Annotated in this window: 26 protein-coding genes, 1 tRNA gene and 2 rRNA genes (1 of these 29 running past the window's edge); 10 read left to right on the plus strand and 19 right to left on the minus strand. The window is 65.2% G+C overall.

Going from position 1 to position 24,558, the window contains the following annotated elements:
* Positions 1-170 precede the first annotated feature (170 nt).
* Together U1700_RS04050 and serS are read right to left on the minus strand one after the other, a co-directional pair.
* Positions 171-899: an alpha/beta fold hydrolase gene (locus U1700_RS04050; RefSeq protein ID WP_332750369.1), complete on the minus strand. Its 729-nt coding sequence runs from the start codon at positions 897-899 to the stop codon at positions 171-173.
* Entirely contained in the window at positions 896-2,146 is a 1,251-nt protein-coding gene (gene serS / locus U1700_RS04055) for a serine--tRNA ligase (RefSeq protein ID WP_332750370.1), read from the minus strand. The genes U1700_RS04050 and serS overlap by 4 nt, the downstream gene beginning before the upstream one ends.
* Positions 2,147-2,295: 149 nt before the next feature.
* On the opposite strand from serS, the gene U1700_RS04060 reads away from it, so the two are divergent.
* Both U1700_RS04060 and crcB read left to right on the plus strand, forming a co-directional pair.
* The gene (locus tag U1700_RS04060; RefSeq protein WP_332751126.1) at positions 2,296-3,252 is read left to right on the plus strand and encodes a DUF808 domain-containing protein; all 957 of its coding nucleotides are present in this window, start codon (positions 2,296-2,298) and stop codon (positions 3,250-3,252) included.
* Positions 3,249-3,605, plus strand: coding sequence for a fluoride efflux transporter CrcB (gene crcB, locus U1700_RS04065; protein ID WP_332750371.1), 357 nt, complete (start codon positions 3,249-3,251; stop codon positions 3,603-3,605). The genes U1700_RS04060 and crcB overlap by 4 nt, the downstream gene beginning before the upstream one ends.
* Here the strand turns inward: crcB and U1700_RS04070 are convergent.
* Both U1700_RS04070 and U1700_RS04075 read right to left on the minus strand, forming a co-directional pair.
* Complete coding sequence (locus U1700_RS04070; RefSeq protein ID WP_332750372.1) at positions 3,582-3,842, minus strand: 4a-hydroxytetrahydrobiopterin dehydratase; 261 nt, start codon at positions 3,840-3,842, stop codon at positions 3,582-3,584. The two genes, crcB and U1700_RS04070, sit on opposite strands and share 24 nt — an antisense overlap.
* Positions 3,827-4,300, minus strand: a complete 474-nt coding sequence (locus U1700_RS04075; protein WP_332750373.1) for a hypothetical protein — start codon at positions 4,298-4,300, stop codon at positions 3,827-3,829. Before U1700_RS04075 ends, U1700_RS04070 begins: the two co-directional genes overlap by 16 nt.
* Before the next feature lie 70 nt (positions 4,301-4,370).
* On the opposite strand from U1700_RS04075, the gene U1700_RS04080 reads away from it, so the two are divergent.
* Positions 4,371-4,964, plus strand: coding sequence for an NADPH-dependent FMN reductase (locus U1700_RS04080; RefSeq protein WP_332750375.1), 594 nt, complete (start codon positions 4,371-4,373; stop codon positions 4,962-4,964).
* Positions 4,965-5,129: 165 nt separating this feature from the next.
* Here the strand turns inward: U1700_RS04080 and U1700_RS04085 are convergent, their stop codons facing one another.
* The 6 genes from U1700_RS04085 to rpsM all read right to left on the minus strand — a co-directional run bounded on the left by U1700_RS04085 (position 5,130) and on the right by rpsM (position 9,226).
* Positions 5,130-6,119 carry a hypothetical protein gene (locus U1700_RS04085; protein WP_332750377.1) on the minus strand — a complete coding sequence of 330 codons (990 nt, stop codon included), beginning with the start codon at positions 6,117-6,119 and terminating at the stop codon, positions 5,130-5,132.
* A gap of 35 nt (positions 6,120-6,154) precedes the next feature.
* Complete coding sequence (locus U1700_RS04090) at positions 6,155-6,322, minus strand: hypothetical protein (protein WP_332750379.1); 168 nt, start codon at positions 6,320-6,322, stop codon at positions 6,155-6,157.
* Between the two features lie 144 nt (positions 6,323-6,466).
* Positions 6,467-7,009: a hypothetical protein gene (locus tag U1700_RS04095; RefSeq protein ID WP_332750381.1), complete on the minus strand. Its 543-nt coding sequence runs from the start codon at positions 7,007-7,009 to the stop codon at positions 6,467-6,469.
* Positions 7,010-7,234: 225 nt separating this feature from the next.
* Positions 7,235-8,308, minus strand: coding sequence for a DNA-directed RNA polymerase subunit alpha (locus U1700_RS04100; protein ID WP_332750383.1), 1,074 nt, complete (start codon positions 8,306-8,308; stop codon positions 7,235-7,237).
* A gap of 92 nt (positions 8,309-8,400) precedes the next feature.
* Positions 8,401-8,790, minus strand: a complete 390-nt coding sequence (rpsK, locus tag U1700_RS04105; protein WP_332750385.1) for a 30S ribosomal protein S11 — start codon at positions 8,788-8,790, stop codon at positions 8,401-8,403.
* Between the two features lie 67 nt (positions 8,791-8,857).
* Complete coding sequence (gene rpsM / locus U1700_RS04110; RefSeq protein WP_332750387.1) at positions 8,858-9,226, minus strand: 30S ribosomal protein S13; 369 nt, start codon at positions 9,224-9,226, stop codon at positions 8,858-8,860.
* A gap of 248 nt (positions 9,227-9,474) precedes the next feature.
* Here rpsM and U1700_RS04115 point away from each other — a divergent pair, with 248 nt between their 5' ends.
* The 6 genes from U1700_RS04115 to U1700_RS04140 all read left to right on the plus strand — a co-directional run bounded on the left by U1700_RS04115 (position 9,475) and on the right by U1700_RS04140 (position 15,258).
* Positions 9,475-10,398, plus strand: a complete 924-nt coding sequence (locus U1700_RS04115; RefSeq protein WP_332750389.1) for a bifunctional riboflavin kinase/FAD synthetase — start codon at positions 9,475-9,477, stop codon at positions 10,396-10,398.
* Between the two features lie 140 nt (positions 10,399-10,538).
* Complete coding sequence (gene ileS, locus U1700_RS04120; RefSeq protein WP_332750391.1) at positions 10,539-13,412, plus strand: isoleucine--tRNA ligase; 2,874 nt, start codon at positions 10,539-10,541, stop codon at positions 13,410-13,412.
* On the plus strand, positions 13,402-13,908 hold the full coding sequence (gene lspA, locus U1700_RS04125; RefSeq protein WP_332750393.1) for a signal peptidase II: 507 nt from the start codon (positions 13,402-13,404) through the stop codon (positions 13,906-13,908). The genes ileS and lspA overlap by 11 nt, the downstream gene beginning before the upstream one ends.
* Entirely contained in the window at positions 13,901-14,308 is a 408-nt protein-coding gene (locus tag U1700_RS04130; protein WP_332750395.1) for a DUF3035 domain-containing protein, read from the plus strand. Before lspA ends, U1700_RS04130 begins: the two co-directional genes overlap by 8 nt.
* 5 nt (positions 14,309-14,313) lie before the next feature.
* Entirely contained in the window at positions 14,314-14,862 is a 549-nt protein-coding gene (locus tag U1700_RS04135) for a winged helix-turn-helix domain-containing protein (protein WP_332750397.1), read from the plus strand.
* A 51-nt stretch (positions 14,863-14,913) separates the two neighbouring features.
* A complete protein-coding gene (locus tag U1700_RS04140) occupies positions 14,914-15,258 on the plus strand; it encodes a hypothetical protein (RefSeq protein ID WP_332750399.1) in 345 nt (114 codons plus the stop codon).
* Here U1700_RS04140 and U1700_RS04145 read toward each other — a convergent pair.
* The 5 genes from U1700_RS04145 to U1700_RS04165 all read right to left on the minus strand — a co-directional run bounded on the left by U1700_RS04145 (position 15,248) and on the right by U1700_RS04165 (position 21,077).
* Entirely contained in the window at positions 15,248-16,054 is an 807-nt protein-coding gene (locus U1700_RS04145) for a sulfurtransferase (RefSeq protein WP_332750401.1), read from the minus strand. The genes U1700_RS04140 and U1700_RS04145 overlap by 11 nt on opposite strands.
* Entirely contained in the window at positions 16,051-16,500 is a 450-nt protein-coding gene (gene queF, locus U1700_RS04150; protein WP_332750403.1) for a preQ(1) synthase, read from the minus strand. The genes U1700_RS04145 and queF overlap by 4 nt, the downstream gene beginning before the upstream one ends.
* 1 nt (position 16,501) lies before the next feature.
* The gene (locus U1700_RS04155) at positions 16,502-18,508 is read right to left on the minus strand and encodes an OPT family oligopeptide transporter (protein WP_332750405.1); all 2,007 of its coding nucleotides are present in this window, start codon (positions 18,506-18,508) and stop codon (positions 16,502-16,504) included.
* Between the two features lie 91 nt (positions 18,509-18,599).
* Positions 18,600-19,820, minus strand: a complete 1,221-nt coding sequence (locus tag U1700_RS04160; protein WP_332750407.1) for a M20 metallopeptidase family protein — start codon at positions 19,818-19,820, stop codon at positions 18,600-18,602.
* A gap of 60 nt (positions 19,821-19,880) precedes the next feature.
* Positions 19,881-21,077 carry a glycosyltransferase gene (locus U1700_RS04165; protein WP_332750409.1) on the minus strand — a complete coding sequence of 399 codons (1,197 nt, stop codon included), beginning with the start codon at positions 21,075-21,077 and terminating at the stop codon, positions 19,881-19,883.
* A gap of 89 nt (positions 21,078-21,166) precedes the next feature.
* Here U1700_RS04165 and U1700_RS04170 point away from each other — a divergent pair, with 89 nt between their 5' ends.
* The gene (locus tag U1700_RS04170; RefSeq protein WP_332750410.1) at positions 21,167-21,886 is read left to right on the plus strand and encodes a DUF2334 domain-containing protein; all 720 of its coding nucleotides are present in this window, start codon (positions 21,167-21,169) and stop codon (positions 21,884-21,886) included.
* Positions 21,887-21,945: 59 nt separating this feature from the next.
* Here the strand turns inward: U1700_RS04170 and rplQ are convergent, their stop codons facing one another.
* The 4 genes from rplQ to U1700_RS04190 all read right to left on the minus strand — a co-directional run.
* Positions 21,946-22,368 carry a 50S ribosomal protein L17 gene (gene rplQ / locus U1700_RS04175; RefSeq protein WP_332750411.1) on the minus strand — a complete coding sequence of 141 codons (423 nt, stop codon included), beginning with the start codon at positions 22,366-22,368 and terminating at the stop codon, positions 21,946-21,948.
* 94 nt (positions 22,369-22,462) lie between these two features.
* Positions 22,463-22,539 (minus strand) — tRNA-Met (locus U1700_RS04180).
* A 128-nt stretch (positions 22,540-22,667) separates the two neighbouring features.
* Positions 22,668-22,782: ribosomal RNA gene (gene rrf, locus U1700_RS04185) — 5S ribosomal RNA — on the minus strand.
* Between the two features lie 157 nt (positions 22,783-22,939).
* Positions 22,940-24,558: ribosomal RNA gene (locus U1700_RS04190) — 23S ribosomal RNA — on the minus strand (it continues 1,177 nt past the right edge of the window).

The following is a 24,558-nucleotide window of genomic DNA, read 5'->3' on the forward strand; positions in this document are numbered from 1 at the left end:
AGGGAAAATCCTGCCGCCATCGACTCGCATCGCTATGTTCTACTTTTGTTCTTGTACCGCGAGTCAGGGGGAGGGAGTCAACGGCCTAAAAATCCTCCCCGAACCTGTTCGGGGAATGGAGGGGATGGAGCGCGAGCGAAGCGAAACGGGAAACGTCCCCGCATCCGTCGCTACTTCCCCTCGACCTCCTCCAGAAACACCGCAATCTCCTTCACCACCCGCTCGAGCACCGGGCGCGACACCGCGAACCCCATGTGGCTGGTGTCGATCTCGACCGCCTTGTCCGCCTCCCCCGCAAGGCCCCGCGCCGATCGCACCGACACGATCCCGTCACGCCGCGACCACAAAGCCAGCGTCGGCACCGGCGGCTTGTCGGTGATCCGGGGGAAGGGCGGCTGGTCGACCGGATGCCCCGCGACCCATTCATACAGCCGCCGGACATTGGTATTGGTCCGCAAATCCCCCGAGAACGGCGACCCCAGCGTCACCACGCCACGCACCTTGTCGGGATGGGTCCGCGCCAGTTCGCGCGCGAACAGCCCGCCCAGGCTCCACCCGACCAGCAGCACCTTGCGCGGATCATGGACCGCATCGAGCCGCCGCCCGAGCTTGTCGAGCGTGTCGGCCTTCGCCCCCTTGTTGGTCCCCAGCTCCCACGGATAGGTCCGCCACCCGCCCCGCGACAGCGCCCGGCGAAGCTCCATCGTCGTGCGGTCGTCGGCCAGGAACCCGGGCAGCACCAGCGCCGGCGGCCCATGCTCCGGACCCCTCGGCCCGAGCGGCCCAAGCCCCGCCACCAGCCGCGGCAAATGCCACGCAATCTCCCCGAACCGCAGCCAGCCCGAGGGGGCCCGATCGTCGGGATCAAGCGGGTTTGTCTCGTCGGCCCCGTCGCTCAAAGAAACTCCGACCCCATCATCGCCTGCAGCGCTTTGGGCAACCGCACCCGCCCATCGGCCATCTGGTGATTTTCCAGCAGCGGCACCAAAATGCGCGGGCTCGCCAGCGCGGTATTGTTGAGCGTGTGCGCAAACCGCACCTTCCCCTCGGCATCCCGATACCGCAGATTCGCCCGCCGCGCCTGCCACTCGTGCAGCGTCGAGCAACTGTGCGTCTCGCGATACTTGCCCAGGCTCGGCACCCAGCTTTCGATGTCGTTCATCCGATACTTGCCCAGCCCCATGTCCCCGGTCGATGTCTCGACCACCTGATAGGGGATCTCCAATTCGCGCAGCAAATGCTCGGCCAGCCCCAGCAATTTGGCGTGCCATGCCGCGGACACCGCTTCGTCATTCTCGCAAATGACATAGGCTTCGACCTTCAGGAACTGGTGGACCCGCAGCAGCCCGCGCACATCGCGCCCCGCGCTCCCCGCCTCGCGCCGGAAACAGGGCGACAGCCCGGCATAGGCGATCGGCAGCGACGCCCCATCCAGTATCTCGCCCGAATGCAGCGACGTCAGCGCAATCTCCCCCGTCCCCGCCAGGTACAGGTCATCGGCCGGAACGGCATAAGCCTCGTCCTCATGCCCCGGGAAATGCCCCGTCCCCACGAACGCCGAATATTTGGCCAGCGACGGCACGGTGATCGGCGTGAACCCCGCTGCCGCGACCTGCTGCAACGTCCAGCCCATCAGCATCGTCTCGAGCAGCGCCAATCGCCCCTTGAGGCAATACATCCGCGATCCCGACACCTGGACAATCCGCGCCAGCTCGGCCCAATCATTCTGCTCGATCAGCGCGACATGATCGAGCGGTTCGAAGTCGAACGTCGGCAGCACTCCCTCGGTTCGAATGACGACATTGCTGTCCTCGTCAGGCCCGACCGGCGCCCCCTCCCACGGGATCCCGGGCAGCCGCAGCATCATGCCCCGAAGCGCGGCCTCCTTTGCCCCAATCCCTTCCTCGATCGCACTCGCCCGCGCGCCCGCTTCCTTGGCCCGCGCGCCCAGCGCCGCCCTGTCCCCTGGCGCGGCATCCTTGAAGCTCGCGCTGATCGCATTGCGCTCCGCCCGAAGCACATCGATCTCGGTCTTGGCCCCGCGCACCTCCTCCTCAAAACGCAGCAGCGCATCGAGGTCGACCGAGACCCCCTTGTCCCGAACCGCCCGCTCGACCTGCGCCCGCTCGCGCTTGATATAATCCATGCTCAACATGGCCAGTGCCCTGCGCGAAAGTCGCATTTTCCGCAACACCCCGTCATTGCGAGCGCAGCGAAGCAACCCAGTCCTAGTTGAACTGCGGGATTGCTTCGCTTTCGCTCGCAATGACGAACCACTCCCCCTATCTGCCCCCCATGTCCTCCGGTCTCATCGCGCTGCTCGACGACGTCGCAACCCTCACCAAGCTCGCCGCCGCGTCGCTCGACGACATTGGCGCCGCGACCGCCAAGGCCGGCGCCAAGGCGGCTGGGGTCGTCATCGACGACACCGCCGTCACCCCCAACTATGTCGTCGGCCTCGCCCCCGAGCGCGAGTTGCCGATCATCCTCAAGATCGCCATCGGCAGCCTGCGGAACAAGCTGCTCATCCTGCTCCCCACCGCGATGCTGCTGGCCGCCTTTGCGCCGTGGGCGATCACCCCGCTGCTGATGATCGGCGGCGCCTATCTCGCCTATGAAGGCACCGAGAAAATCTGGGAAAAGCTCAGCGGCGATCATCATGAAGAAGCCGAACTGGCCGAGTGCGACACCCCCGAAGAGCTCGAAAAGCGCCAGGTCGCGGGCGCGATCCGCACCGATTTCATTCTCTCGGCGGAGATTATGGCGATTGCGCTCGGCACGCTCGAGGGCAATGGCCTCGTCATGCAGGGCTTCGCGCTCGCCGTCGTCGCGATCGCGATCACCGTCGGCGTCTATGGTGCGGTCGGGCTGATCGTGAAGCTCGACGACATTGGCCTCCACCTCGCGCGGCGCGCGTCGCGGCTGGCACAGTCGGTCGGCAGGGGCCTCGTCCGCGGTGTCCCCAAACTTCTCGCCGCGCTGTCGGTCATCGGCACCGCCGCCATGTTGTGGGTCGGCGGGCAGATCTTGCTGCACGGGCTCGACGAGCTTGGCGCCACCACCATCCCGCGCCTCGTCCACGATGGCGCGCGCCATGCCGCGCAGGCAATCGGGGTGGCCGTCGGGGCGTTCGAATGGCTGTTCAATGCCATCGGCGGCGCAATCGCCGGTTTGCTCGTCGGCGGGCTGATCGTGGCAGCCCTCCACCTCGCAAAGCGCAACAAGCCGGTCGCAGCCAAGGCGATGCCATGAACCCGCTTCTCGTCTTCCTCGGTGGCGGCCTCGGCGCGCTGCTCCGCTACGCCGCCGGGCGCGCGACGATCCTCGCCGGCTACGCCCCGCCGTTCGCCACGCTCGGGGTCAACATCCTGGGTTGCCTGATCATGGGGCTGCTCGCTGGCTGGTTCACCCGCAATGGCGGCAGCGAGAGCGCAAAACTGTTCCTTCTCACCGGCATTCTCGGCGGCTTCACCACCTTCTCCGCCTTCGGGCTTGACGCGCTGACCCTATACCGCACCAGCCCGGCCCACGCCGCCGCCTATGTCGCGGTGTCGGTCATCGTCAGTTTGGTCGCAGTAGCCCTAGGCTTCGCTCTCACCCGCTAACCCGCTGATCACCGCCGCCAGCGCATGATCCCTCGGCGTGACCCCGCCCGCATCATGGCTCGTCAGCCTGAAGTCGACCCGGTTCCACACGCTGGTAAACTCGGGGTGGTGATCGGCCTTCTCCGCCGCGAAGGCGACCCGCGTCAGAAACCCGAACGCCTCCGAAAAATCGGCGAAGGTAAAGCTCCGCCACAGCGCCCCGTCGCGCTCCTCCCAACCGCTCATTTCCCCGGACATAATTTGCCCTTCTCCTTGCAGAACGCCGCGCGCACCTCGCCCTTGAAGTCAATCTTGCCGACCGCTGCCATCGTCCCGGTGATCACTTGCGGGGTCACCGCGCGATAGGCCCGCCCCGCCGCGCTGCGCTCGAACCCGACGATGGTGCGCAGGGCGCTTATGCTCAGCAGCCGCGCATAGCTCAGCCCCTCGCCCGCCAGCAGCCGCTCGGCTCCGCCCACGAATACCTTGTGCGCGGTCGCCCGCAGCGCCGCCTGGTCGCTCGCCGCCATGTCGACATTCTCGCCGACCAGTTCGGCCACCTGTGCGCTTTCCATCAGCGGCAGCAGGTGCGCCAGCGTCCCGGCATCCGCCAGCTCGCGCCCCAGCCTGAGCGCCTCGGCGCTCGGTGGCGGCAGCACGCGTGCCGACGGGGCTGCAACCTGCACCAACGCCGCCATCATTATCGCAAGCATCATTATCTCCAGCCCTGTTCAGAGCCCCGCCACCGCTCTAGCGGCGCGGCGATAATTTGCCTAACCCTGCGCCATGCCTCACTCGCGCCCCCTCATCGTCGGCCTCGGCGGATCGGCCATTCCCAACAGCTCGACCGAACAGGCGCTCGTGCTCAGCTTGGCTGCCGCTGCCGCCGACGGCGCCGAAACCCGATTGTTCGGTGGCGACTATCTCGCCGGCCTGCCCCACTATCTTGCCCCCGGCAGCAAGGATGCCGGCGCCGATCTCATCGCCGCGATCCGCAAGGCCGACGGGCTGGTCATCGCCAGCCCGGGCTATCACGGCTCGATCTCGGGGCTGGTCAAGAACGCCATCGATTATCTGGAGGAAACCGCGCGCGACCCGCGCGTCTATCTCGACGGGGTCCCCGTCGGGCTGATCGCCACCGCCTATGGCTGGCAGGCGACCGCCAGCACCATCGCCACGCTGCGCTCGATCGTCCATGCCCTGCGCGGCTGGCCGACCCCGCTCGGCGCGGGCGTCAAGACCGGCCCCGGCGCCTTTGTCGACGGCGCCTGCACCGACCCCGCGGCCGCCAACCAGCTGACCCTCGTCGGCCACCAGACGGTCCAGTTCGCCAAGATGCGCATGGCCGACCCGAGTTTAACGGGAACGGGGGAGGCGTAGTTTGTTGGCGCTTCGTTAGTTCGGCACCAGCCCACTCCCGCTATGAGCCAGAGTGTCCGGGGGACACTCTGGGGAAATGGCCGACCTCCCAAACAGTTTACGCTATGGGAGGTCGGGTGGGGGAGTGGGCCGGTACAGTTCTTCGCAACAAAAGACTCACCACGCTCACCCCGCACCTCCGCCCTTCCCCAGCCTCTTCTTCTCAGCCTCGAAAATCGCGTCCCAGCCCTCGTCGTCGTCCTGCCCCGGCATTGGCGGCGGCGGTCCCTCGCCAGTCCACACCCAGTCCGGATCGAGCACCAGCCGCCCGACCTCAAGCCCGCCCTTGCGCCGCCGCTCGTCCATGATTTGGCGACGGACCTTGCACAGCTTGAGGAGAATGCTGTCGCGCACCTCGAGCAGCTCGGCGGGGGTCATCTCCGCCGCCTGGATCGCCAGCGAGTCGGGATAGGCAAAGGGCACCCCCCGTCCCGCCGCACCGTTCCCCGCCGCCTGCCGCCCGATGTTCATCTTGGCCACCGCCAGCCGCTCGGCGACGGTCATCCGGTCGACCGCCTCGGCCGCCTCGGCCACTTCCCACGGCTCCAGCGCCCCACCGCCCGGCTCCCACGATCGCCCGGCATGGACAACCAGCCCCGACTGGACGTCGACCTGGCCGATCCCGATCGCCGCCTCGAACGCCGCCGCGAACCCCCGGTCCTTCAGCCGCCGTTTGTAGATTGCCTGCTTTGAAAAGCCGATATGCTCGGCCGCCACCGCCACGCTCGCCCCGCCCGCCACCATGTGGAGGAATTTCGCTTCCCACTTGGCAGTCCACCGCCGCGTGCTCGGCCGCGCCAGCTTCGCCCCCGACGACGTCACCCGCGCCTCCAACCCCATCGCCGCAACCTCTTTGGCCACCGCCCTGGCTCCCTTGCTGGCCGACTCAGGCGCAGGCACCCCGTCAGCCGCATCACCAGCCCCCGCAATCCCGCTCGCCCGCGCCTCCCGCGCACGCAGCACCTCAGCCCACCGCGCGCGAAACACGTCATCCCGCTGCCGCCGCCGATACACACCCGCCGCATCGATCTCGGCGAGGCGCGCCGCCGCCGCCACATTCCCCGTAAGCGCGAGCGCCTCCAGAAACACGGCACACCAGAAAGGTTCGTCAGGCAACCGCCGAACCTCCCCCACCCTGCGCCCCCGCGGCATCAGCGGACCGCAATCCGGCCAGCATCGACATGCGCCAGCCATGACGAGAACGCATCGAGCTGACCGTTATTTGAAATCCCCTCCCCAGCGCTCCAGGCCATCCCGGTCGCAATCCCCAACCGCACCGCCCCAGCACCCTCGCCCGACCGATCCCAATCCATCGCCATGACACGCCTCCCCAAAACCGGAAGAACTACTAACCAGATTGGTTCACAATGTCAAGCTTTTTCGCTCCTCTCCCCCCGGGAGAGTGCGACTCACGAAGCGAGCAGGGTGAGGGCGACACTGCGGCAGGAGTCAATGCTGTGAACTTAGCCGTGCAGCCGCTCCAGTCCCTGCGCTAGCAGGTCGAGCTTCTGAAGCGCCGCGCCGTGGCGGATGATGGTTTCGGGGTCGGAAGCCAGGGCCTCGCTGAGGTCGGCGACAAGTTGTTCGAGCGCGCGAATGTGGGCGACCTGCTGCGCGCCACACGAGAGGGGCGGCGCGGGCAGCGGCGGTGGCGCAGCGGTGAGTGGACCAACGCCGCTTTTATACTGCTGCACGGCGCGGTCGATCTGGGCCTGGCCCATATTGCCTGGGCGGGCCATCCAGCCGGCAACGTCGAGCATGCCGGTCAGATGCAAGCCGCAGCGGCGCTCGTTTGACCAGGTGACGTTGCCGCTTACCGACAGGCTGCCGCGGCAAAGCGTGGCGAACGTTCCCGGCGGCGGCAGCGTCGCGCCTTCCACCAATGCTCCGCCGGGCGACATGTTGCGAATCGTCACCGGCGCCGAACAGCCGTCCCACTGCAGCACAGCGGCGATGAACATGTTGGTTCGCACGGCACGGTGCGGCTGGATCTGCCCCTCGATCACATTGGCTTCCTTGGTGCCTTCTAACGCCATTATGCGCCAGTGCCGCGTCCAAGTTCATCCGTTATGGATTGGACTTCCCAAGCCTGTTGACCGCGCCCCTTTCGCCCCCGCCACGGAACAAAAAAAGGGCGGCCCCCAATGGGACCGCCCGTGATTTCGAACAGATGCCTCTCGGCTATCCGAGAAAAGAATTGATACCGCTGTCCCCCGGACAGTCTAGGGCTTTCAGCCCAACAATTCCTGCTCCAGCTTCTTGGCCATTTCCTCGATATTCTCAGGCGGCCAGCCGGGGATGTCCATGCCCAGACGAAGCCCCATGCTCGACAGGACTTCCTTGATCTCGTTCAACGACTTGCGGCCGAAGTTGGGGGTCCGCAGCATCTCGGCTTCGGTCTTCTGGACCAAGTCGCCGATGTAGATGATGTTGTCGTTCTTGAGGCAGTTGGCGCTGCGCACCGACAGTTCCAGCTCGTCGACCTTCTTCAGCAGATAGCGGTTGAGCTGGTTGGTGTCGGCCTGGCTTTCGGCCGGGCTTGCCGCCGACGACTGGCCACCCATCATCGGGCTCGATGCCGGGCGCATTGCGCCGTCCTCGAAGCCGACGAACAGCGCCAGCTGGTCCTGCAGGATGCGCGCGGCATAGCCGACCGCATCCTCGGGGCTGACCGTGCCGTCGGTCTCGACCGTCAGCGTCAGCTTGTCATAGTCCAGCTCCTGCCCGACGCGGGTGTTCTCGACCTTGTACGCCACCTGGCGGACCGGGCCATAGAGCGCGTCGACCGGGATCAGCCCGATCGGGGCGTCGGCCGGACGGTTGCTGGCGGCGGGAACATAGCCCTTGCCGACGTCTGCGGTCAGTTCCATGTTGAGCGTCGCACCCTGGTCGAGGTGGCAGATGACCAGCTCGGGGTTGGTGACCTCGATATCGCCGGTGGTGGCGATCTGGCCGGCGGTGACTTCGCCCGGGCCGGTGGCACTCAGCTGAAGCTTCTTGGGACCTTCGCCTTCCATCTTGAGCGCCAGCTGCTTGATGTTCAGCACGATGTCGGTGACGTCCTCGCGGACGCCGGCAAGGCTGCTGAATTCATGCAGCACGCCCTCGATGCGGATCGCGGTGACCGCGGCGCCCTGCAGCGATGACAGCAGCACGCGGCGCAGGCTGTTGCCCAGCGTCATGCCAAAGCCACGCTCCAGCGGCTCGGCGACGAACACCGCCTTGCGGCGGCTGTCGCCACCGGGCTTGCGCTCCAGTGCGGTCGGCTTCTTGAGTTCCTGCCAGTTCTTTGCGTTGACGGCCATGTTCATCCCTTGGCAGCGGAGCAGCGGCGTCCCGCTTGGCTCCTATGATGTTCAAACTTCGATTGGCCAGGACGTTTGCCCCGGCCGGCAGATCAGACGCGGCGCCGCTTGGACGGACGGACGCCGTTGTGCGGGATCGAGGTCACGTCGCGGATCGAGGTGATCTGGAAGCCGACCGCCTGGAGCGCACGGAGCGCCGATTCGCGGCCCGAGCCGGGGCCCTTGACCTCGACTTCAAGCGTCCGGACGCCATGTTCGGCGGCCTTCTTGCCGGCGTCTTCGGCCGCGACCTGGGCAGCGTAGGGAGTCGATTTGCGGCTCCCCTTGAAGCCCATCGTCCCGGCGCTCGACCAGGCAATCGCATTGCCCTGCGCATCGGTGATCGTGATCATCGTATTGTTGAAAGAGGCATTAACATGAGCCACCCCCGACGTGATATTTTTGCGTTCGCGGCGGCGGAGACGCTGTGGTGCTTGGGCCATTTAAGAGAATCCTGATTATAGCTGTCGGTCGAATGTTCACGAATGTTCGCGGTGACGGCGAACGACGTTACTTCTTCTTACCGGCGATCGGCTTGGCCTTGCCCTTGCGCGTGCGTGCATTGGTATGCGTGCGCTGGCCGCGGACGGGGAGACCCTTGCGATGACGAAGCCCACGATAGCAGGCGAGGTCCATCAGCCGCTTGATGTTCATCGCGACCTGGCGGCGAAGATCACCCTCGACCGTGTGGTCGGCGTCGATCGCTTCACGGATGTGGAGGACTTCCGAATCGGTCAGGTCCTGGACCCGGCGCGCAGGCTCAATGCCCAGCTTCTTCGTGATCTCGACGGCCTTGGTGCGGCCAATGCCATGAATGTAGGTAAGCGCAATCTCTACGCGCTTGTTGGTCGGGATGTTGACGCCCGCAATACGTGCCATTGATAATCTCCTAGCTCCACAGGGCGGCGTGGCACGCGCACCCTATCTCATAGCACTGGTCTGTTATGCTTCGCGAGCGATGCATAACGGCGGTGGCCTCAACTTCAACAGCAAAACGGCGCACGCAACAAAGCGCCGCCGGCAACCGGTGAAACGGGATTGGCTGTAACTAGGAGTCCGCAGGCTGTGAGTCAAGCGGTCAACGGCCCACTTTGCATCGCGGCGGCGGCGCCGCTAACGAGACGTCAATGGAGCGGCTGACCCTCGACACGCCTGTACCGGAAGCCTTGCGCGGCGCAATCCTGGCGCTGGGCAATTTCGACGGCTTTCACCTTGGCCACCAGGCGGTGGTCGGGCGCGCGGTGCAGCGTGGCGCGCACGAGCGCAGGCCAGTGATCGTGGCAACCTTCGATCCCCACCCGGTGCGCCACTTCAAGCCCGACGCGGCGCCGTTCCGGTTGACCAGCCTGGACCAGCGCGAGCGATTGTTCGGGCAGGCCGGGGCCGATGCGATGATGGTATTCGGCTTCGACGGGCAATTGGCGGCGACCAGTGCTGAAGAATTCGTGGCCAGCTTGCTGGGACAGCGGATCGGCGCGGCGGGCGTGATCACGGGCAATGACTATACCTTTGGCGCACGCCGCACAGGCAATGCCGCAGTGCTGGCCGAGCTAGGCGCCAGGGCGGGGATTGTCGCCGAGACGGTCGCCCCGGTGCTGCTCGATGGCGAAGCGGTCTCGTCGAGCCGGGTGCGCGCGGCGCTGACGGCGGGCGATCCTGGCGCGGCGACACGGCTGCTGACCCGGCCCTTCGCGATCGAGTGCGTGGTCGGCCACGGCGACAAGCGCGGGCGGACGCTGGGCTATCCCACCGCCAACGTGCCGCTGGGGCCGTATTTGCGCCCGAAGTACGGGATTTACGCGGTGCGTGTGCGGCTCGATGACGGCAGCGAGCATAAGGGAGTCGCGAGCCTAGGCATCCGCCCGACCTTCGATCCGCCGGTCGAAATGCTGGAGACGTTTATCTTCGACTGGGCGGGGGATTTGTACGCGCGGACGATCGAAGTGGCGCTGGTGGCGTATCTGCGGCCTGAGCTGAAGTTCGACGACATGGGTGCATTGGTAACGCAGATGGATGCGGACAGTGCCGAGGCGCGGCGGGTGCTGGGGTAGGCGTCATCCCGGGCCTGACCCGGGACCTGCATTCTTTGGCTTCACTTCGTGGCGGACGTAGGCAGGCAGGCCCCGGGTCAAGCCCGGGGTGACGAGAGTGGCATTTGCATCCCCCTCCACAGCCGCTAGAGCCGCGCGCAATGTCTGACACTCACGAAACTCCCGCAAAGCCTGATTGGCGCTCGACCGTCTTCCTGCCGAAGACCGACTTTCCGATGAAGGCCGGCCTTCCCGCGAAGGAGCCGGGGATTCTTGCCAAGTGGCAGGCCGATGGCGCTTACCAGCAGCTTCGCGCCGCGCGGGCGGGGCGGGAGAAGTATATTCTCCACGACGGCCCGCCCTATGCCAATGGCGACATCCATATCGGCCATGCGCTCAACCATATCCTGAAGGACATGGTGGTTCGCACTCAGACCCTTCTCGGGAAGGATGCGCCCTACGTTCCGGGGTGGGACTGTCACGGGCTGCCGATCGAGTGGAAGGTCGAGGAGCAATATCGCAAGAAGAAGCTCGACAAGGACCAGGTCCCCTTGGTCGAGTTTCGCGCCGAGTGCCGGGCCTATGCCCAGCATTGGGTCGATGTGCAGCGCGAGCAGCTGAAGCGGCTCGGGATCGGCGGGGACTGGGACAAGCCCTATCTGACGATGGACCCCGAGGCCGAGGGGACGATTGTCGCCGAGCTGATGAAGTTCGCCGAGAGCGGGCAGCTCTATCGCGGGGCCAAGCCGGTGATGTGGTCCCCGGTCGAGAAGACCGCGCTGGCCGAGGCCGAGATCGAATATGAGGATGTGACGAGCACCCAGATCGATGTGGCGTTCGAGATTGTTGAGTCGCCGGTTCCGGAGTTGGTCGGGGCCTATGCGGTGATCTGGACGACGACGCCGTGGACGATCCCGGTGAACCAGGCGATCGCATATGGGCCTGAGGTTGAGTATTACGTCTCAGAATATGCTGGAAAACGATATCTGCTCGCTAACATGCTCGGCGCAGAGTTCGATAAGCGCTGGTTAGCCGCAGAACATCCCCGCTCGGAGTGGACGAAGAAACCCGGCGACGATATTTCCTGGAACGGTACGGGCTCCGACCTCGCCGGTACCATCGCCCGCCACCCGATGCACCACCTCGGCGGCTTCTTCGCAAAGCCGCGCCCCTTTCTCCCCGGCGAGTTCGTCACGACCGATACCGGCACGGGCCTCGTCCACATGGCGCCCGATCATGGCGAGGACGACTTCGCGCTGTGCAAGGCCAACGGGATCGAGCCGGTGTTCGCGGTCGAAGGGGACGGAAAGTATCGCGCCGACTGGGCTTGGCTCGGCGGGCAGGGCTCGGTCATCAACACGAAGTTCAATGCGCCCGATGGGCAGATCTGCGCGGACCTGCGCGAGGCGGGGGCGTTGCTGGCGGCGAGCGATTTCAAGCACAGCTATCCGCATTCGTGGCGGTCCAAGGCGCGGGTGATTTATCGCTGTACCCCGCAATGGTTCATCGGGATGGATATGCCGCTCAGCGCCGAGCATTGCGAAAGCTTTGCCGAACAGCGTTGGGACAATGAGGGCGGTTCGATCCAAGGCGCGGGTCCGACACTCCGCCACCTCGCGACGCAGGCCATCGCGGCGACGCGGTTCGTGCCCGAGAAGGGGCGCAACCGGATCGGCTCGATGGTCGCCGACCGGCCCGACTGGGTGATCAGCCGCCAGCGGGCGTGGGGGGTGCCGATCGCGCTGTTCGTCAAGCGGGGGACCAATGCGCCGTTGCTCGATCCTGCCGTGAACGCGCGGATTGTTGCGGCGGTGAAGGCGGGCGGAGTCGATGCCTGGTCCGATGAGCGGGCGCAGGAGTATCTGGGCGCGGATTACGTCGCCGACGATTATGAGCGGGTGACCGACATTCTCGACGTGTGGTTCGATAGCGGCTGCACCCATGCCTTCGTGCTGGAAAGCGCGCGGTGGCCCGATCTGCAATGGCCGGCCGACCTGTATCTCGAAGGGTCGGACCAGCATCGCGGCTGGTTCCAGTCGTCGTTGATGGAAAGCTGCGGGACTCGCGGGCGAGCGCCCTATGACGCGGTGCTGACGCATGGTTTCACGATGGATGCCAAGGGCATGAAAATGTCCAAGAGCCTGGGCAATACGATCAACCCGATCGACCTGATGCGCGATTATGGCGCGGATATCCTGCGGTTGTGGGCGCTGTCGGTCGACTTCACCGAGGATCACCGGATCGGGAAAGAGATCCTTGCCGGGGTCGCCGACCAGTATCGGAAGTTGCGGAATACGTTCCGGTACTTGCTGGGGGCGCTGGAGGGGTTTGAGCCGGGCGAGCGGGTGGCGGTCGAGGATATGCCCGAGCTGGAGCGCTACATGCTCAGCCTGCTGGCCGAGCTTGATGGCAAGTTGCGGGCCGCGGTCGCGGATTATGACTTTAATTCGTACACGCGGTTGCTGGGTGAGTTCGCCAACAACGACCTGTCGGCCTTCTATTTCGATATTCGGAAAGACAGCCTCTACTGCGACGTGAATGCCGAGACGGGGGTGCAGACCGACAAGCGACGCGCCTATCGGACCGTGCTCGACGCGATCTTCGAGGCGATGGTACGGTGGGCGGCGCCGGTACTGGTGTTTACCGCCGAGGAAGTGTGGGGGACGCGGTGGCCGGACGCGGAGTCGGTGCATTTGGCCGAGTGGCCGGAGATCGGCGATCGGCTAGACGGGGCAATCGCAAAGCGATGGGGTGAACTTCGCGCGACGCGAATGATCGTTAACGAAGCAATTGAGCCAATGCGCCGAGCGAAGGAAATCGGATCATCGCTAGAGGTCGAAGTGGATTATCCGGGCGATGCTGGCCAGGTCGACTTGAGCGAGTTGTTCATCGTATCGACCGTCCGCCAAGGGTTATCCACTGCTCTCCGTAAAACCACCAACCACAAATGCGGGCGGTGCTGGCGGCACCTTCCCGAAGTGACCGAGGACGGTGATCTTTGCGGTCGGTGCGAGGGGGTGGTTCATGCAGCCTAATCGCGCTTATGCCTTCCTGGTCGCGGGGGTGACGTTCGTTCTCGACCAGATCGTCAAATGGTGGGTGGTCGGGCCGCTTGGTCTCAGCCGGGAGGGTGACCAGCATTACGTCCTACCGTTCTTCAACTTCACCCGCACGCATAACCTGGGCATCTCGCTCGGCCTGTTTCGTGCCGACAGCGACGCCGCGCGGTGGGCGATCGTCGGGGTCACGGCGGCGATTGCGCTGGCGATGCTGGTGTGGATCCTGCGCGAACCGCGCCATGGCGACCGGATTGCGCTGGGGATGGTGCTCGGCGGGGCTGTCGGAAACATCCTCGATCGGATACGGCTGGGTTATGTCGTCGATTTCGCCGATCTTCACTTCGGGTCGTATCGCCCGTTTTTGGTCTTCAATATCGCCGACGCCGCGATTAGCATCGGCGTCGTGATCCTGCTGATCCGCGCCTTCTGGACGCGGGCCGAGCCGGACCCCAAGGAGAATCTCAATGCGTAAGGCCCCGATCCTGATCCTCGCCGCCACCGCCGTCGCGCTGTCCGGCTGCGCCCTCGGCAAGGGCCGCGGCAAGGCGCTCGACGAGTTCGCCGTGGCGCGCAACGCCCCGCTGGTGATCCCGCCCGATTATACGCTGACCCCGCCCGTCGCGGGCACGATCGGGCTGAGCGCAACCGACGCGCAGAGCCAGGCGATCGACGCGCTGTTCGGCGGCCCCGCCGGGCGCAGCTCGACCGAGACGAGCATGCTCGACAGTGCCGGCCGCGACCGTGCCCCGGTCGGCGCGCGATCGACCGCGGGCGACCCCGCGACTCGGGTCGTCGACAAGGGCGCGGCGACCCCGACCATCCTGGCGGCACCGGCCGGGGACGGCCAGGACGCACAAGCGACTCCGCGCTAAGCCGCATGTCGAGCGAACCCCTCTCCGCCCGGCTGGTCGAAGTCGAAGCGCTGCTCGACCGGTCGCGCCGGCGGTTCGAGGAAGGCGCTCGGCTGGTCGATGAAGCGCACGGCCTGCTCGGCGATATCCAGCAGGCGCTGCTGGGATCACCGGCGACGATGACCGCCGACGAGACCGACGAGGCGGCGTCGAAGCTGCTCAACTCGATCAAGGCGTCGGGCGGGGACATGCCCGCGACGCTGTGCGGCGGACGACTGGCGGTCGACCAGACGCAGCGGCTGATCCGCATCGACGGCCACCCGATCGGCATCACCGAGATGGAATATCGCGTGCTGGAACTGCTCGCCTATGCGCGCAACAATGTCGTCACGCGCAACATGCTGCTGAAGCATCTTTACCGTCGCGCCGACGACCAGCCCCAGCCCAAAATCATCGACGTGTTCATCTCCAAGCTGCGCAAGAAATTGCGGATGGCGTCGAACGGGGCCGAATTCATCGAGACGATCCCGCAGCGCGGCTGGATCCTGCGCGACATCGAGGCTGGGGCGGCGTAAGCAAGCGGGTGCTTAAGCCTTCGTTAGGGGTGCGCGCGTACACACGGGCACATGATCCATTTTCTGCCCGACAGCTTTGCCACCGCGACCCCTTATAATGAGGCGGTCGGGCGGCTGGCGAGTATTCGCACCGCGCTGAACCTGGCCGAGCGGGCGGCGGGCATGGAGACGAGCGAGGTGCCGCAAGTTCCATTGGCATGGCCGCAGGCAAGCGCGGCGCGGCAACGTTGTTTCGAAGCACGGTCGATCGAGCTCGCGCAGGGCGCGGCGGCCGGGCTGGAAATGATGGCGGCGCAGCAGGTTTCGGGAGCCGAGGCGCATCCCCGGTCGGTCGAGCGGCTGGCGCTGACCTTGCGTACCGAGCTGGCCGATCTCGACCGGTTGTTCAGCCTGTAGGCGGACCCAATTCCTTCGGGGTGGCGGGATCCGCGCCCCATTCGGTCCAGCTTCCCTCATAGAGTTTCGCGTCGTCATTACCGAGCAAATGCGCAGCGAAGAGCAGCGAGGTGGCGGTGACGCCCGACCCGCAGCTGGCGACGAACGGGCGTGCCGGGTCGATCGCGGCGACGGCGAAGAGTGCGCGCAGATCTTCGAGCGATTTGAACGTCCCGTCGGGCTGGTAGAGCGCGGCGAAGGGCAGGTTGCGGGCGCCGGGTATATGGCCGTCGGCGATGCCCGGGCGGGGGTCACTCGAGGTGCCGGCAAAGCGCGCCGCATCGCGGGCGTCGACGAGGGGGAGGTCGAGCCCGGCGAGGATGTCGCCTTTGGTGACATGCGCCGCCGCATTGCGGTCACCGGTGAAGGTCGCAGGATGGGCCTGAGCAGGGCCGCTGGCGGTCACGCGACCTTCGGCGAGCCACTTGCCAAGGCCGCCGTCGAGCACCGCAACCCGGGGCGCGCCGTGCTGGCGAAGGAGCCACCAGCCGCGCGTGGCACTGTGCAGCGGGGTCTGATCGTAAACGACGACCATGCTGTCATTGGCAATCCCGAGGTCGCGCATTGCGGCGGCAAAGCTGGGCGCGGACTTGAGCGCGGCGAGGTCGAGGAAGCGCGCGCCCGGGATGTGTTGACGCTCAAATACGGCGCGCATGTCGGCGGGGGCGCCGGGCGGCGCGAGGCTGGCGTCGAGGATGACGAGGCCGGGATCGTCGAGATGGGCAGCGAGCCATTCGGTGGCGACGAGGCTGTTCATCCGCGGCCGCGGTAGGGCGCGACGCCCTGGTCGGGAACCCACAGGCCCGATGGCGGGGCGCCGGTCTGGAAGAAGACATCGATCGGGATGCCGCCGCGGGGATACCAGTATCCGCCGATTCGCAGCCACTGCGGTTTCATCTCGGCAGCAAGGCGCTGGCCGATGCCGACCGTGACGTCTTCGTGAAAGCCGGCATGGTTACGGAAGCTGCCGAGGAAAAGTTTGAGCGACTTTGATTCGACGATCGTCTCGCCCGGCGCATAGTCGATGACGAGATGGGCAAAATCGGGCTGGCCGGTGACCGGGCACAGCGAGGTGAATTCGGGCGCGGCGAAACGGACGAGGTAGAGCGTGCCCGAACGAGGGTTGGGGACATAGTCGAGGACTGCCGCCTCGGGGGAGGCGGGAAGCCTGCTCGACTGGCCGAGGTGGATCGGGTCGGTCATGCTAGCGGTAGGTCGCTTCGGTGATGATCGGGCCGTCGGGGGCGACAATCGGCTTGGCCGCGTCGCTGCGGGTCTTGAAGTAGAGATAGGCGATCGAGCCGAAGAACAGGATAAGCCCGAGCGGGATCGCCATTGCGAAATCCTTGACCATTTCAAGCGGGGCGTCGCTGCGCGTGGCGGCGACGATCCCGGCGAAAGCAACCCCGAACAGGCTCTCGCCGACGATCAGCCCGGTCGCCATCAGCACGCCGAGGCGCTCGGCGAAGGCAGGGTTGGGCGAGCGTTCCGCCCAACGATTGTAGAACCAGCCGATGAACGCACCGACCGGGATCAGCAGGGTGATCGACATGGGGAGGTAGATGCCCATGCCGACCGCGAGCGGGGGCAGGCTGTACTTGCCACCGCGGCGGAGGATCTCGTCGGCGATGACGACGGCCGCACCGATGGCGGCGCCGATCCCGACCAGGTTCCAGTCGAGATTGCCGCCGAGCACCCCTTGCGCGATGCTGGAGATAAGCGCGGCCTGCGGGGCGGCGAGCGCGTTGGGGCCGGCACCGGGGGCGCCGACGAAGCCGAATGCGGTGTTGAGGACGGTCAGGATCGGCGGGATGACGAGCGCGCCGAAGATCACCCCGAGGATCAGCGCGACCTGCTGCTTCCACGGGGTGGCGCCGACGAGCTGGCCGGTCTTGAGATCCTGGAGATTGTCGTTGGAGATGGTCGCGACCCCAAACACGATCGCAGTGACGAACAGGGCGTAGGCGACGAGGCTCTTGGTCGCGTCGATGCCCAGGCTGCGCCCGAAGATGGCGACGAGGATCAGCGAAATGCCGAGTACGGCGAGAATGCCGACTCCGGAGATCGGGCTGTTCGAGGCGCCGATGAGCCCGGCCATGTAACCGCATACGGCGGCGATGATGACGCCAGCGATCAGGATGTAAACCAGCGTGAAGCCGATCGTCGCGGCAGGGTTGGCGGCGATCGGGTTGGTCTGGGCGAAGGCGGCGAGCAACAGGCCAATCGGGATCAGCGAGGCGATGATCGTGCCGAAGACGATGCCGATCGGCAGGTCGCGTTCGGTGATGTCGAGGCTGGCGTTGCCATCGGCGGCGCGGGCGCGGCTCGCGGCGAGCGCGGCGCGCAAGCCCGTGACGATCGGCCCGATAATCTTGAGCAGGGTCCAGATCGCGGCGACGCCGATCGTTCCGGCGCCGATGAAGCGGACCTTCGACTTGAACACCGAACCGACGAACGCCGCGAGGTCGCCGCTAGTCGCCATCGCGGGGTCGATCGCGCTGAAATGGGGGACGAGCACTGCCCAGCTGATCAGCATGCCGATGAACATGGCGATGCCGACGGCGATGCCGACAAGGTGGCCAACGCCGATCAGTGCCATCGACATGAGCGCGGACACGCTGGTGGCCCCGTCACCAGTCCGAAACGTCTTTGACGCCTCGCCAGTGACGAAGCCCATGTAGGTCAGGAACTGGTAAGCGGCCGAGACCAGCGAGGCGATGACGATCATGCCGAGGCCGCGCTTGTTCTCCTCCGCGCCGCCGTCGCCGGTGCCGACCTTGAGCACTTCGGCGGCAGCGACACCTTCGGGATAGGGCAGGTCAGAGCCGGTGACGAGCGCGCGGCGCAGCGGGACCGAGTACATCACGCCAAGGATGCCGCCGACGGCGATCACCGCAACCGACAGCCAGAAGGGGAAGCCGGTCCACCAGCCGACCATGATCAGCCCGGGTAGGACGAAGATGATCGCCGACAGCGTGCCCGCCGAGCTGGCGATGGTCTGGACGATGTTGTTTTCCTGGATCGTCGCGCCGGAGAAGTTGCGCAGCACCGCCATCGAAATGACCGCGGCGGGGATTGAGGTGGCGAAGGTAATGCCGATCTTCAGCCCGAGATAGACATTGGCGGCGGTCAGCAGGACGGTGAGGATCGCGCCGAGGATGATGCCACGGATGGTTAGTTCGCGGATCGGGTCCGTGGGTGCGGTGGCCATCAGTTTTTACTCCGTCATTGCAAGCGCAGCGCGGCAACCTAGCCTCGCCGCACTGGCTTGCCGCGTCGCTGCGCTCCTCGCAATGACGAAATCAATTCCAGCCCTGCGCCAAGAAGCGGGTTGCGACCGCGCAGTGCAGCGCGACCCCACGCGCAAGGGTGGCTTCGTCGACCAGCATCCTGGCGTTGTGTATTGGTGCGCGGGCGGCGGCGTCTCCCTCGGGCGGGGCGACGCCGAGGATGGCCATGGCGCCGGGAAGCTTCTGGAGAACGAACGCAAAATCCTCCCCGCCCATGATCGGGGCGGGGATGTCGTGATAGGCGCCAGACCCGAACAGATCGGTGGTGCAGGCGCGGACCAGCGCGACCGCGCGCGGGTCGTTCATCGTCGCCGGATAGCCCGGCGCGATACGTGTCTCGGCAGTGCAGCCATGCGCCTGGGCGACGTGCGACAGGATGCGGGCGATGGCGGCATGGGCGTCGGCGCGGCGCGGTTCGGACAGAGTCCGCAATGTGCCGTTCAACTCGACGCTGTCGGGGATGACATTGTGGGTCGAGCCGGCGTGCATCTGAGTGATCGAGAGGATCGCTGGGTCGGTGAAGGTGGTTCGCCGGGCGATGTAGGACTGGAGCGACAGCACCGCCTCGCACGCCGCCGGGATCGGGTCGATGGCGTCATGGGGCATCGCCGCGTGGCCGCCCTTGCCGTGGATGGTGGCGAACAGCTGGTCGGTCGCGGCAAGCAACGCCCCGCTGCGGCAGGCGATGGTGCCACCGGGGACGTTGGGGAAGATGTGGATGGCGAAGGCCGCTTCGGGGGTGGGATCGTCGAGCAGGCCTTCCTCAATCATGTGGCGGGCGCCGGCCTGACCCTCTTCGCCCGGCTGGAACATGAACAGGATGGTGCCGGCAAACTGGTCGCGGCGGGCGCACAGGATCCGCGCGGCGCCCGCAAGCATGGCCGAATGGGTGTCGTGGCCGCAGGCGTGCATGTGGCCGGCGGTGGCCGAGGCGAAAGCGAGCCCGGTGTCTTCATGGATCGGCAGCGCATCCATGTCGCCGCGCAGCAGCATGGTGCGGCCGGGCTCACCGCTCGCCTTGGTACCGTCGAGGCGGGCGACGAAGCCCGAACTGGCCTTGCTGTCGCGGATGGTCAGCGGCAGGCCGGCGAGCGCCGATTTTAGCTTGTGGGTGGTGCGGTGGCATAAGAGGCCGAGTTCGGGATCGGCGTGGATCGCGCGGCGAAGCGTGATCGTATCGGCATGCTCGGCCTCGGCAGCGGCGGTCCAGTCGATGTCGATGGGCTTGTCCATGCGTGGCAAGGTGCGGCCTAAGCCGTTCGCGCGCAAGCCTCTCGCGCGCATGTCTTTTGTTTAGGCGATCGCCCGGTGAAGGTGGGAACGGCGCGAGGGGACGTCGGGGGCGAGGCGCTCGTAGCGAACCATCAGGTCCCAGAAATGCTGGTCCATCGTGCGGACCCGGGCGGCGGTCGCGGGGCGGCGGTCGAACGCGCCGGGCGCGGCGTCGTGGAAGCGGACGATGGTCTCAGCGAGCGACGCCTCGCTGGTCGCGGCATAGGAGAGACCGGCGCCGGCGCTAAGCTGGTCAAAGGCGCCACCGGCGTCGGGGACGATGATCGGTAGGCCGCTGGCGCGCGCTTCACTGGCGACAAGGCAAAAGGTCTCGGCCTCGCAGCCGTGAACGAGCGCGTCGGCGCTGGCGAGAATGGCGGCGAGTTCGTCCCGGTCGGCGGTCGGCTGGGCAACGACGATGTGGGGGAAGGCCGCAGCCTCATGCTCAAGCTTGGCGCGCTGCTTGCCGGCGCCGACAAGGAGCAGGCCGACGGGACGATCCCGCCCGGCAGCGGCAACAGCGCGGATGACCATCGGCCAGCGCTTCTCCGACGCGAAACGACCGACCCCGAGGAGAATGAGGCCATCTTCCGGCAAGCCGAGGCGGGCACGCATTTCATCGCGGACTTCAGCGCTGGAGCGGGCGGGGCGGAAGATGCCGGGTTCAACCCCGAGCGGGACGGTGACGACCTTGTCGAGGCCGCCCTCCGTAAGACGGCGAGTCAGGCTGGCGCCCGGACTGACGACGAGGTCAAAGCCGGCGTCGAGGGTGCGCAGGTGATTCCAGAAAGGGGAAAATACGCGATCGATGCGCTGGCGGCTGGCGATGCGGCCGAGCCAGCGATAGGCATAGGCCGACAGCGGGTCGGCGTGCATGAACAGCGCGCGCGGGGCCGATCCCTGCCATTCGGCGACCTTGGTGGCGCTCGACCAGGGTGAGCTGGCCTCGACAAGGTCGGGCCGCCACGCATCGAGAGCGTCGTGGAGCGCGTTGCGATCGTCGAAGAAATGATAGCGGCGGTCGAACGGCAGCGCCGGCTGGGCGATCGTCACGAGAATCGCGCCGGGGGCACGCTCGACCACCGAATTGTGGGGGCCCGGCGCGATGACGACGATTTCGTGGCCGAGCGCGGGAAGGGCCTGAAGCTTGCGGTCGATGTACGTGCGGACCCCTCCGCCGTGGGGTGTGTAAAAGGCACAAACATCGACGATCCGCATGAGAATATCATAGCTTGATCCACGATGAACAAAAGATGAGCGAGGAACTGGCGGTAGTTTGGGGCGGCTGGGTGCGATAGGAGGGCGCGATGCGGACCCTGCTTGCCTCGATCCACGACGTCGGTCCGCGCAGCGAAAGCGCGTTCGATGCGCTTCATGCGCGGTTCGGGGCACTGGGGGTCGAGCGGCCCGCGTTGCTGGTCGTGCCCGATCATTGGGGCGAAGCGCCGATCGTCGCGGGGACGCCGTTCGCAACGCGGCTGCGCGCGCTGAGCGACGCGGGCCATGAAATTTTTCTTCACGGATGGTTTCATCGCGATGCCAGTAAGCACTCTGGGGTCGCGGGGTTCCAAGCGAAGCATATGACCGCTGGCGAGGGCGAGTTCCTGGGGCTGGATGCGACCGAAGCCGAACGGCGGATCCGGGACGGACGAGCCCTGCTCGAGGACATTATCGGGCGCCCGGTGACGGGGTTCGTCGCGCCGGCATGGCTCTATGGCGACGGCGCGCATGCCGCCCTCAAGGCGACAGGGATGCCGATTGCCGAAGATCACCTTCGGGTGTGGAATCCGGTGACCGGCAAGGTCCTGGCGAAGGGTCCGGTCATTACCTGGGCGAGCCGGACGCGGATGCGGCGCTGGTCATCGCTGGCGGTGGCGGCAGCGGCGCGGGTCGTGCCGTTGGCAACGGTGGTGCGGATGGCGGTGCATCCTGGGGACGTGACGTCGTCGGCGCTGCTGGCGAGCATCTCGGCGACGCTGGCTGCGATCCTCAGGACGCACGCCCCGGGGCGCTACGCCGATCTGTAACGGGCACAAAAAAAGGGCCGCCGAAGCGACCCTTGATTATTTGGCGGTAAGCGATGGGCTCAGGCGTCGGCATCGCCATCGTCGTCGATCATCACCGGACCTGAATCCTGACCCTTGGCCGAGACATCACGGTCGACGAGTTCGATAACCGCGATCTGCGCCGAGTCCGACATGCGGATGCCGGCCTTGATGACCCGGGCGTAGCCACCCTGGCGGTCTGCGTAGCGCGCGGCAAGAACGTCGAACAACTTGGTCAGCTGGGTGTCGTCCATCAGCCGCGACTGGGCGAGACGACGGTTTGAAAGGCCGCCCTTCTTGGCCAGCGTGATCAGCTTTTCAATGTAGGGGCGAAGTTCTTTCGCTTTCGCGGTCGTCGTGGTGATCTGCTCATGCTTGATCAGCGCGGCCGACATGTTGCGGAACAGCGCGGTACGATGAGCGCTGGTGCGCTGCAATTTGCGATGGGCATTACGATGACGCATGGGTCAGTCCTTCGTTCGTCGGGCGCCCGTACGAGGTAACGCCAGCCAGGCGGGCTTGGGGAGCCGCCATTATCCCTTGGAAATCAAAAAGTGTTGGTTGCGGGAGTAGGATTTGAACCTACGACCTTCAGGTTATGAGCCTGACGAGCTACCGGGCTGCTCCATCCCGCGACAAACAGAAAAGCCGCCACTGGGGGAGACCCCGGCAGCGGCTTTTTCTAACTTGTGAATGGGTTCTTGACGTATCGGGAACCCATCAAAGTACTCCTTTGATGGGAACCGCTTGCACTGGCTTCAAAGCCTGGCGGCGACCTACTCTTCCGCAGCTTAAGCTGAAGTACCATTGGCGCAGTCTGGTTTCACGGCCGAGTTCGGGATGGGATCGGGTGGGTCACAGACGCTATGACCACCAAGCTATGGGGCCAGTGCGTTACGAAACGACATTGCTGTCCTTTCGCCTCCTTGCGGAGCGTCAAGTTCTAGAAATCGTGCAACCATATATTTCAGCGTCATCTAGCTGAGATCAAACCCTTCTCGACAGTCCAACAGGACTCTCGATGATGGCGAGATTCTCAAGCGCGAAAAGAGCAATTAGGACCAGTTAGCTTCATGCGTTACCGCACTTCCACACCTGGCCTATCAACGTCGTGGTCTTCGACGGCTCGATGAAATCTTATCTCGAGGGAGGCTTCCCGCTTAGATGCTTTCAGCGGTTATCCCGTCCATACATAGCTACCCTGCTGCGCGGCTGGCGCCACGACAGGTCCACCAGAGGTATGTTCAACCCGGTCCTCTCGTACTAGGGTCAACTCCTCTCAAATTTCGACGCCCACGGCAGATAGGGACCAAACTGTCTCGCGACGTTCTGAACCCAGCTCACGTACCACTTTAATTGGCGAACAGCCAAACCCTTGGGACCTGCTCCAGCCCCAGGATGTGATGAGCCGACATCGAGGTGCCAAACAACCCCGTCGATATGAGCTCTTGGGGGTTATCAGCCTGTTATCCCCGGCGTACCTTTTATCCGTTGAGCGATGGCCCTTCCACGAGGGACCACCGGATCACTATGACCGACTTTCGTCTCTGCTCGACTTGTCAGTCTCGCAGTCAGGCGGGCTTATGCCATTGCACTCTAACAGACGGTTTCCAACCGTCCTGAGCCCACCATCGCGCGCCTCCGTTACTCTTTAGGAGGCGACCGCCCCAGTCAAACTACCCGCCACAGAGGGTCCCTGCACCGGATAACGGTGCGAGGTTAGACAGTAAAAAACAACAGGGTGGTATTTCACATTTTGGCTCCACTCGAGCTGGCGCCCAAGCTTCAAAGCCTCCCACCTATTCTACACAATTGTTTTTCACTGCCACTCTGAAGCTGCAGTAAAGGTGCACGGGGTCTTTCCGTCTAACCGCGGGTACCCCGCATCTTCACGGGGAATTCAATTTCGCTGAGCAGGTGTTGGAGACAGTGGGGAAGTCGTTACGCCATTCGTGCAGGTCGGAACTTACCCGACAAGGAATTTCGCTACCTTAGGACCGTTATAGTTACGGCCGCCGTTTACCTGGGCTTCAATTCAGTGCTTGCACACCTCCTCTTAACCTTCAGGCACCGGGCAGGCGTCAGACCCTATACGTCGTCTTGAAGCCGACTTAGCAGAGCCCTGTGTTTTTGTTAAACAGTCGCTACCCCCTGGCCTGTGCCCCCCATAAGAGCTTGCGCTTATATGGGGCCTCCTTCTTCCGAAGGTACGGAGGCAATTTGCCGAGTTCCTTCAACACCCTTCTCTCAAGCGCCTTGGTATACTCTACCTGACCACCTGTGTCGGTTTCGGGTACGGTCTATACGGTGGGGCTATTTCCTGGAACCTATTCACTGCCAGCACCAATCCAATAAGGGCTGACAATTTACTAGATCCGTCACACACCACCAGGTCACGGAATATTAACCGTGTTCCCATCGACTACCCCCTTCGGGCTCGTCTTAGGGGCCGACTCACCCTGCGCGGATTAGCCTTGCGCAGGAACCCTTGGTCTTTCGGCGAGAGGGCATCTCACCCTCTTTATCGCTACTCATGTCAGCATTCGCACTTCCGATACCTCCACGCCCCATTACCAGGACGCTTCATCAGCTTACGGAACGCTCCGCTACCGCTCGATCCGAAGATCGAACCCTAAGCTTCGGTGCATCACTTT

Source organism: Sphingomonas sp. RB1R13 (assembly GCF_036663775.1).
Lineage (GTDB): Bacteria > Pseudomonadota > Alphaproteobacteria > Sphingomonadales > Sphingomonadaceae > Sphingomicrobium.

What these genes read in the sequence shown, in the direction of transcription:
- serS (WP_332750370.1), bottom strand. Translation starts at nt 2,146, where the DNA reads ATGGATTATATCAAGCGCGAGCGGGCGCAGGTCGAGCGGGCGGTTCGG.
- U1700_RS04060 (WP_332751126.1), top strand. Translation starts at nt 2,296, where the DNA reads ATGTCCTCCGGTCTCATCGCGCTGCTCGACGACGTCGCAACCCTCACC.
- crcB (WP_332750371.1), top strand. Translation starts at nt 3,249, where the DNA reads ATGAACCCGCTTCTCGTCTTCCTCGGTGGCGGCCTCGGCGCGCTGCTC.
- U1700_RS04070 (WP_332750372.1), bottom strand. Translation starts at nt 3,842, where the DNA reads ATGTCCGGGGAAATGAGCGGTTGGGAGGAGCGCGACGGGGCGCTGTGG.
- U1700_RS04075 (WP_332750373.1), bottom strand. Translation starts at nt 4,300, where the DNA reads ATGATGCTTGCGATAATGATGGCGGCGTTGGTGCAGGTTGCAGCCCCG.
- U1700_RS04080 (WP_332750375.1), top strand. Translation starts at nt 4,371, where the DNA reads ATGCCTCACTCGCGCCCCCTCATCGTCGGCCTCGGCGGATCGGCCATT.
- U1700_RS04090 (WP_332750379.1), bottom strand. Translation starts at nt 6,322, where the DNA reads ATGGCGATGGATTGGGATCGGTCGGGCGAGGGTGCTGGGGCGGTGCGG.
- U1700_RS04100 (WP_332750383.1), bottom strand. Translation starts at nt 8,308, where the DNA reads ATGGCCGTCAACGCAAAGAACTGGCAGGAACTCAAGAAGCCGACCGCA.
- rpsK (WP_332750385.1), bottom strand. Translation starts at nt 8,790, where the DNA reads ATGGCCCAAGCACCACAGCGTCTCCGCCGCCGCGAACGCAAAAATATC.
- rpsM (WP_332750387.1), bottom strand. Translation starts at nt 9,226, where the DNA reads ATGGCACGTATTGCGGGCGTCAACATCCCGACCAACAAGCGCGTAGAG.
- U1700_RS04115 (WP_332750389.1), top strand. Translation starts at nt 9,475, where the DNA reads ATGGAGCGGCTGACCCTCGACACGCCTGTACCGGAAGCCTTGCGCGGC.
- ileS (WP_332750391.1), top strand. Translation starts at nt 10,539, where the DNA reads ATGTCTGACACTCACGAAACTCCCGCAAAGCCTGATTGGCGCTCGACC.
- lspA (WP_332750393.1), top strand. Translation starts at nt 13,402, where the DNA reads ATGCAGCCTAATCGCGCTTATGCCTTCCTGGTCGCGGGGGTGACGTTC.
- U1700_RS04130 (WP_332750395.1), top strand. Translation starts at nt 13,901, where the DNA reads ATGCGTAAGGCCCCGATCCTGATCCTCGCCGCCACCGCCGTCGCGCTG.
- U1700_RS04135 (WP_332750397.1), top strand. Translation starts at nt 14,314, where the DNA reads ATGTCGAGCGAACCCCTCTCCGCCCGGCTGGTCGAAGTCGAAGCGCTG.
- U1700_RS04140 (WP_332750399.1), top strand. Translation starts at nt 14,914, where the DNA reads ATGATCCATTTTCTGCCCGACAGCTTTGCCACCGCGACCCCTTATAAT.
- U1700_RS04145 (WP_332750401.1), bottom strand. Translation starts at nt 16,054, where the DNA reads ATGAACAGCCTCGTCGCCACCGAATGGCTCGCTGCCCATCTCGACGAT.
- queF (WP_332750403.1), bottom strand. Translation starts at nt 16,500, where the DNA reads ATGACCGACCCGATCCACCTCGGCCAGTCGAGCAGGCTTCCCGCCTCC.
- U1700_RS04155 (WP_332750405.1), bottom strand. Translation starts at nt 18,508, where the DNA reads ATGGCCACCGCACCCACGGACCCGATCCGCGAACTAACCATCCGTGGC.
- U1700_RS04160 (WP_332750407.1), bottom strand. Translation starts at nt 19,820, where the DNA reads ATGGACAAGCCCATCGACATCGACTGGACCGCCGCTGCCGAGGCCGAG.
- U1700_RS04165 (WP_332750409.1), bottom strand. Translation starts at nt 21,077, where the DNA reads ATGCGGATCGTCGATGTTTGTGCCTTTTACACACCCCACGGCGGAGGG.
- U1700_RS04170 (WP_332750410.1), top strand. Translation starts at nt 21,167, where the DNA reads ATGCGGACCCTGCTTGCCTCGATCCACGACGTCGGTCCGCGCAGCGAA.
- rplQ (WP_332750411.1), bottom strand. Translation starts at nt 22,368, where the DNA reads ATGCGTCATCGTAATGCCCATCGCAAATTGCAGCGCACCAGCGCTCAT.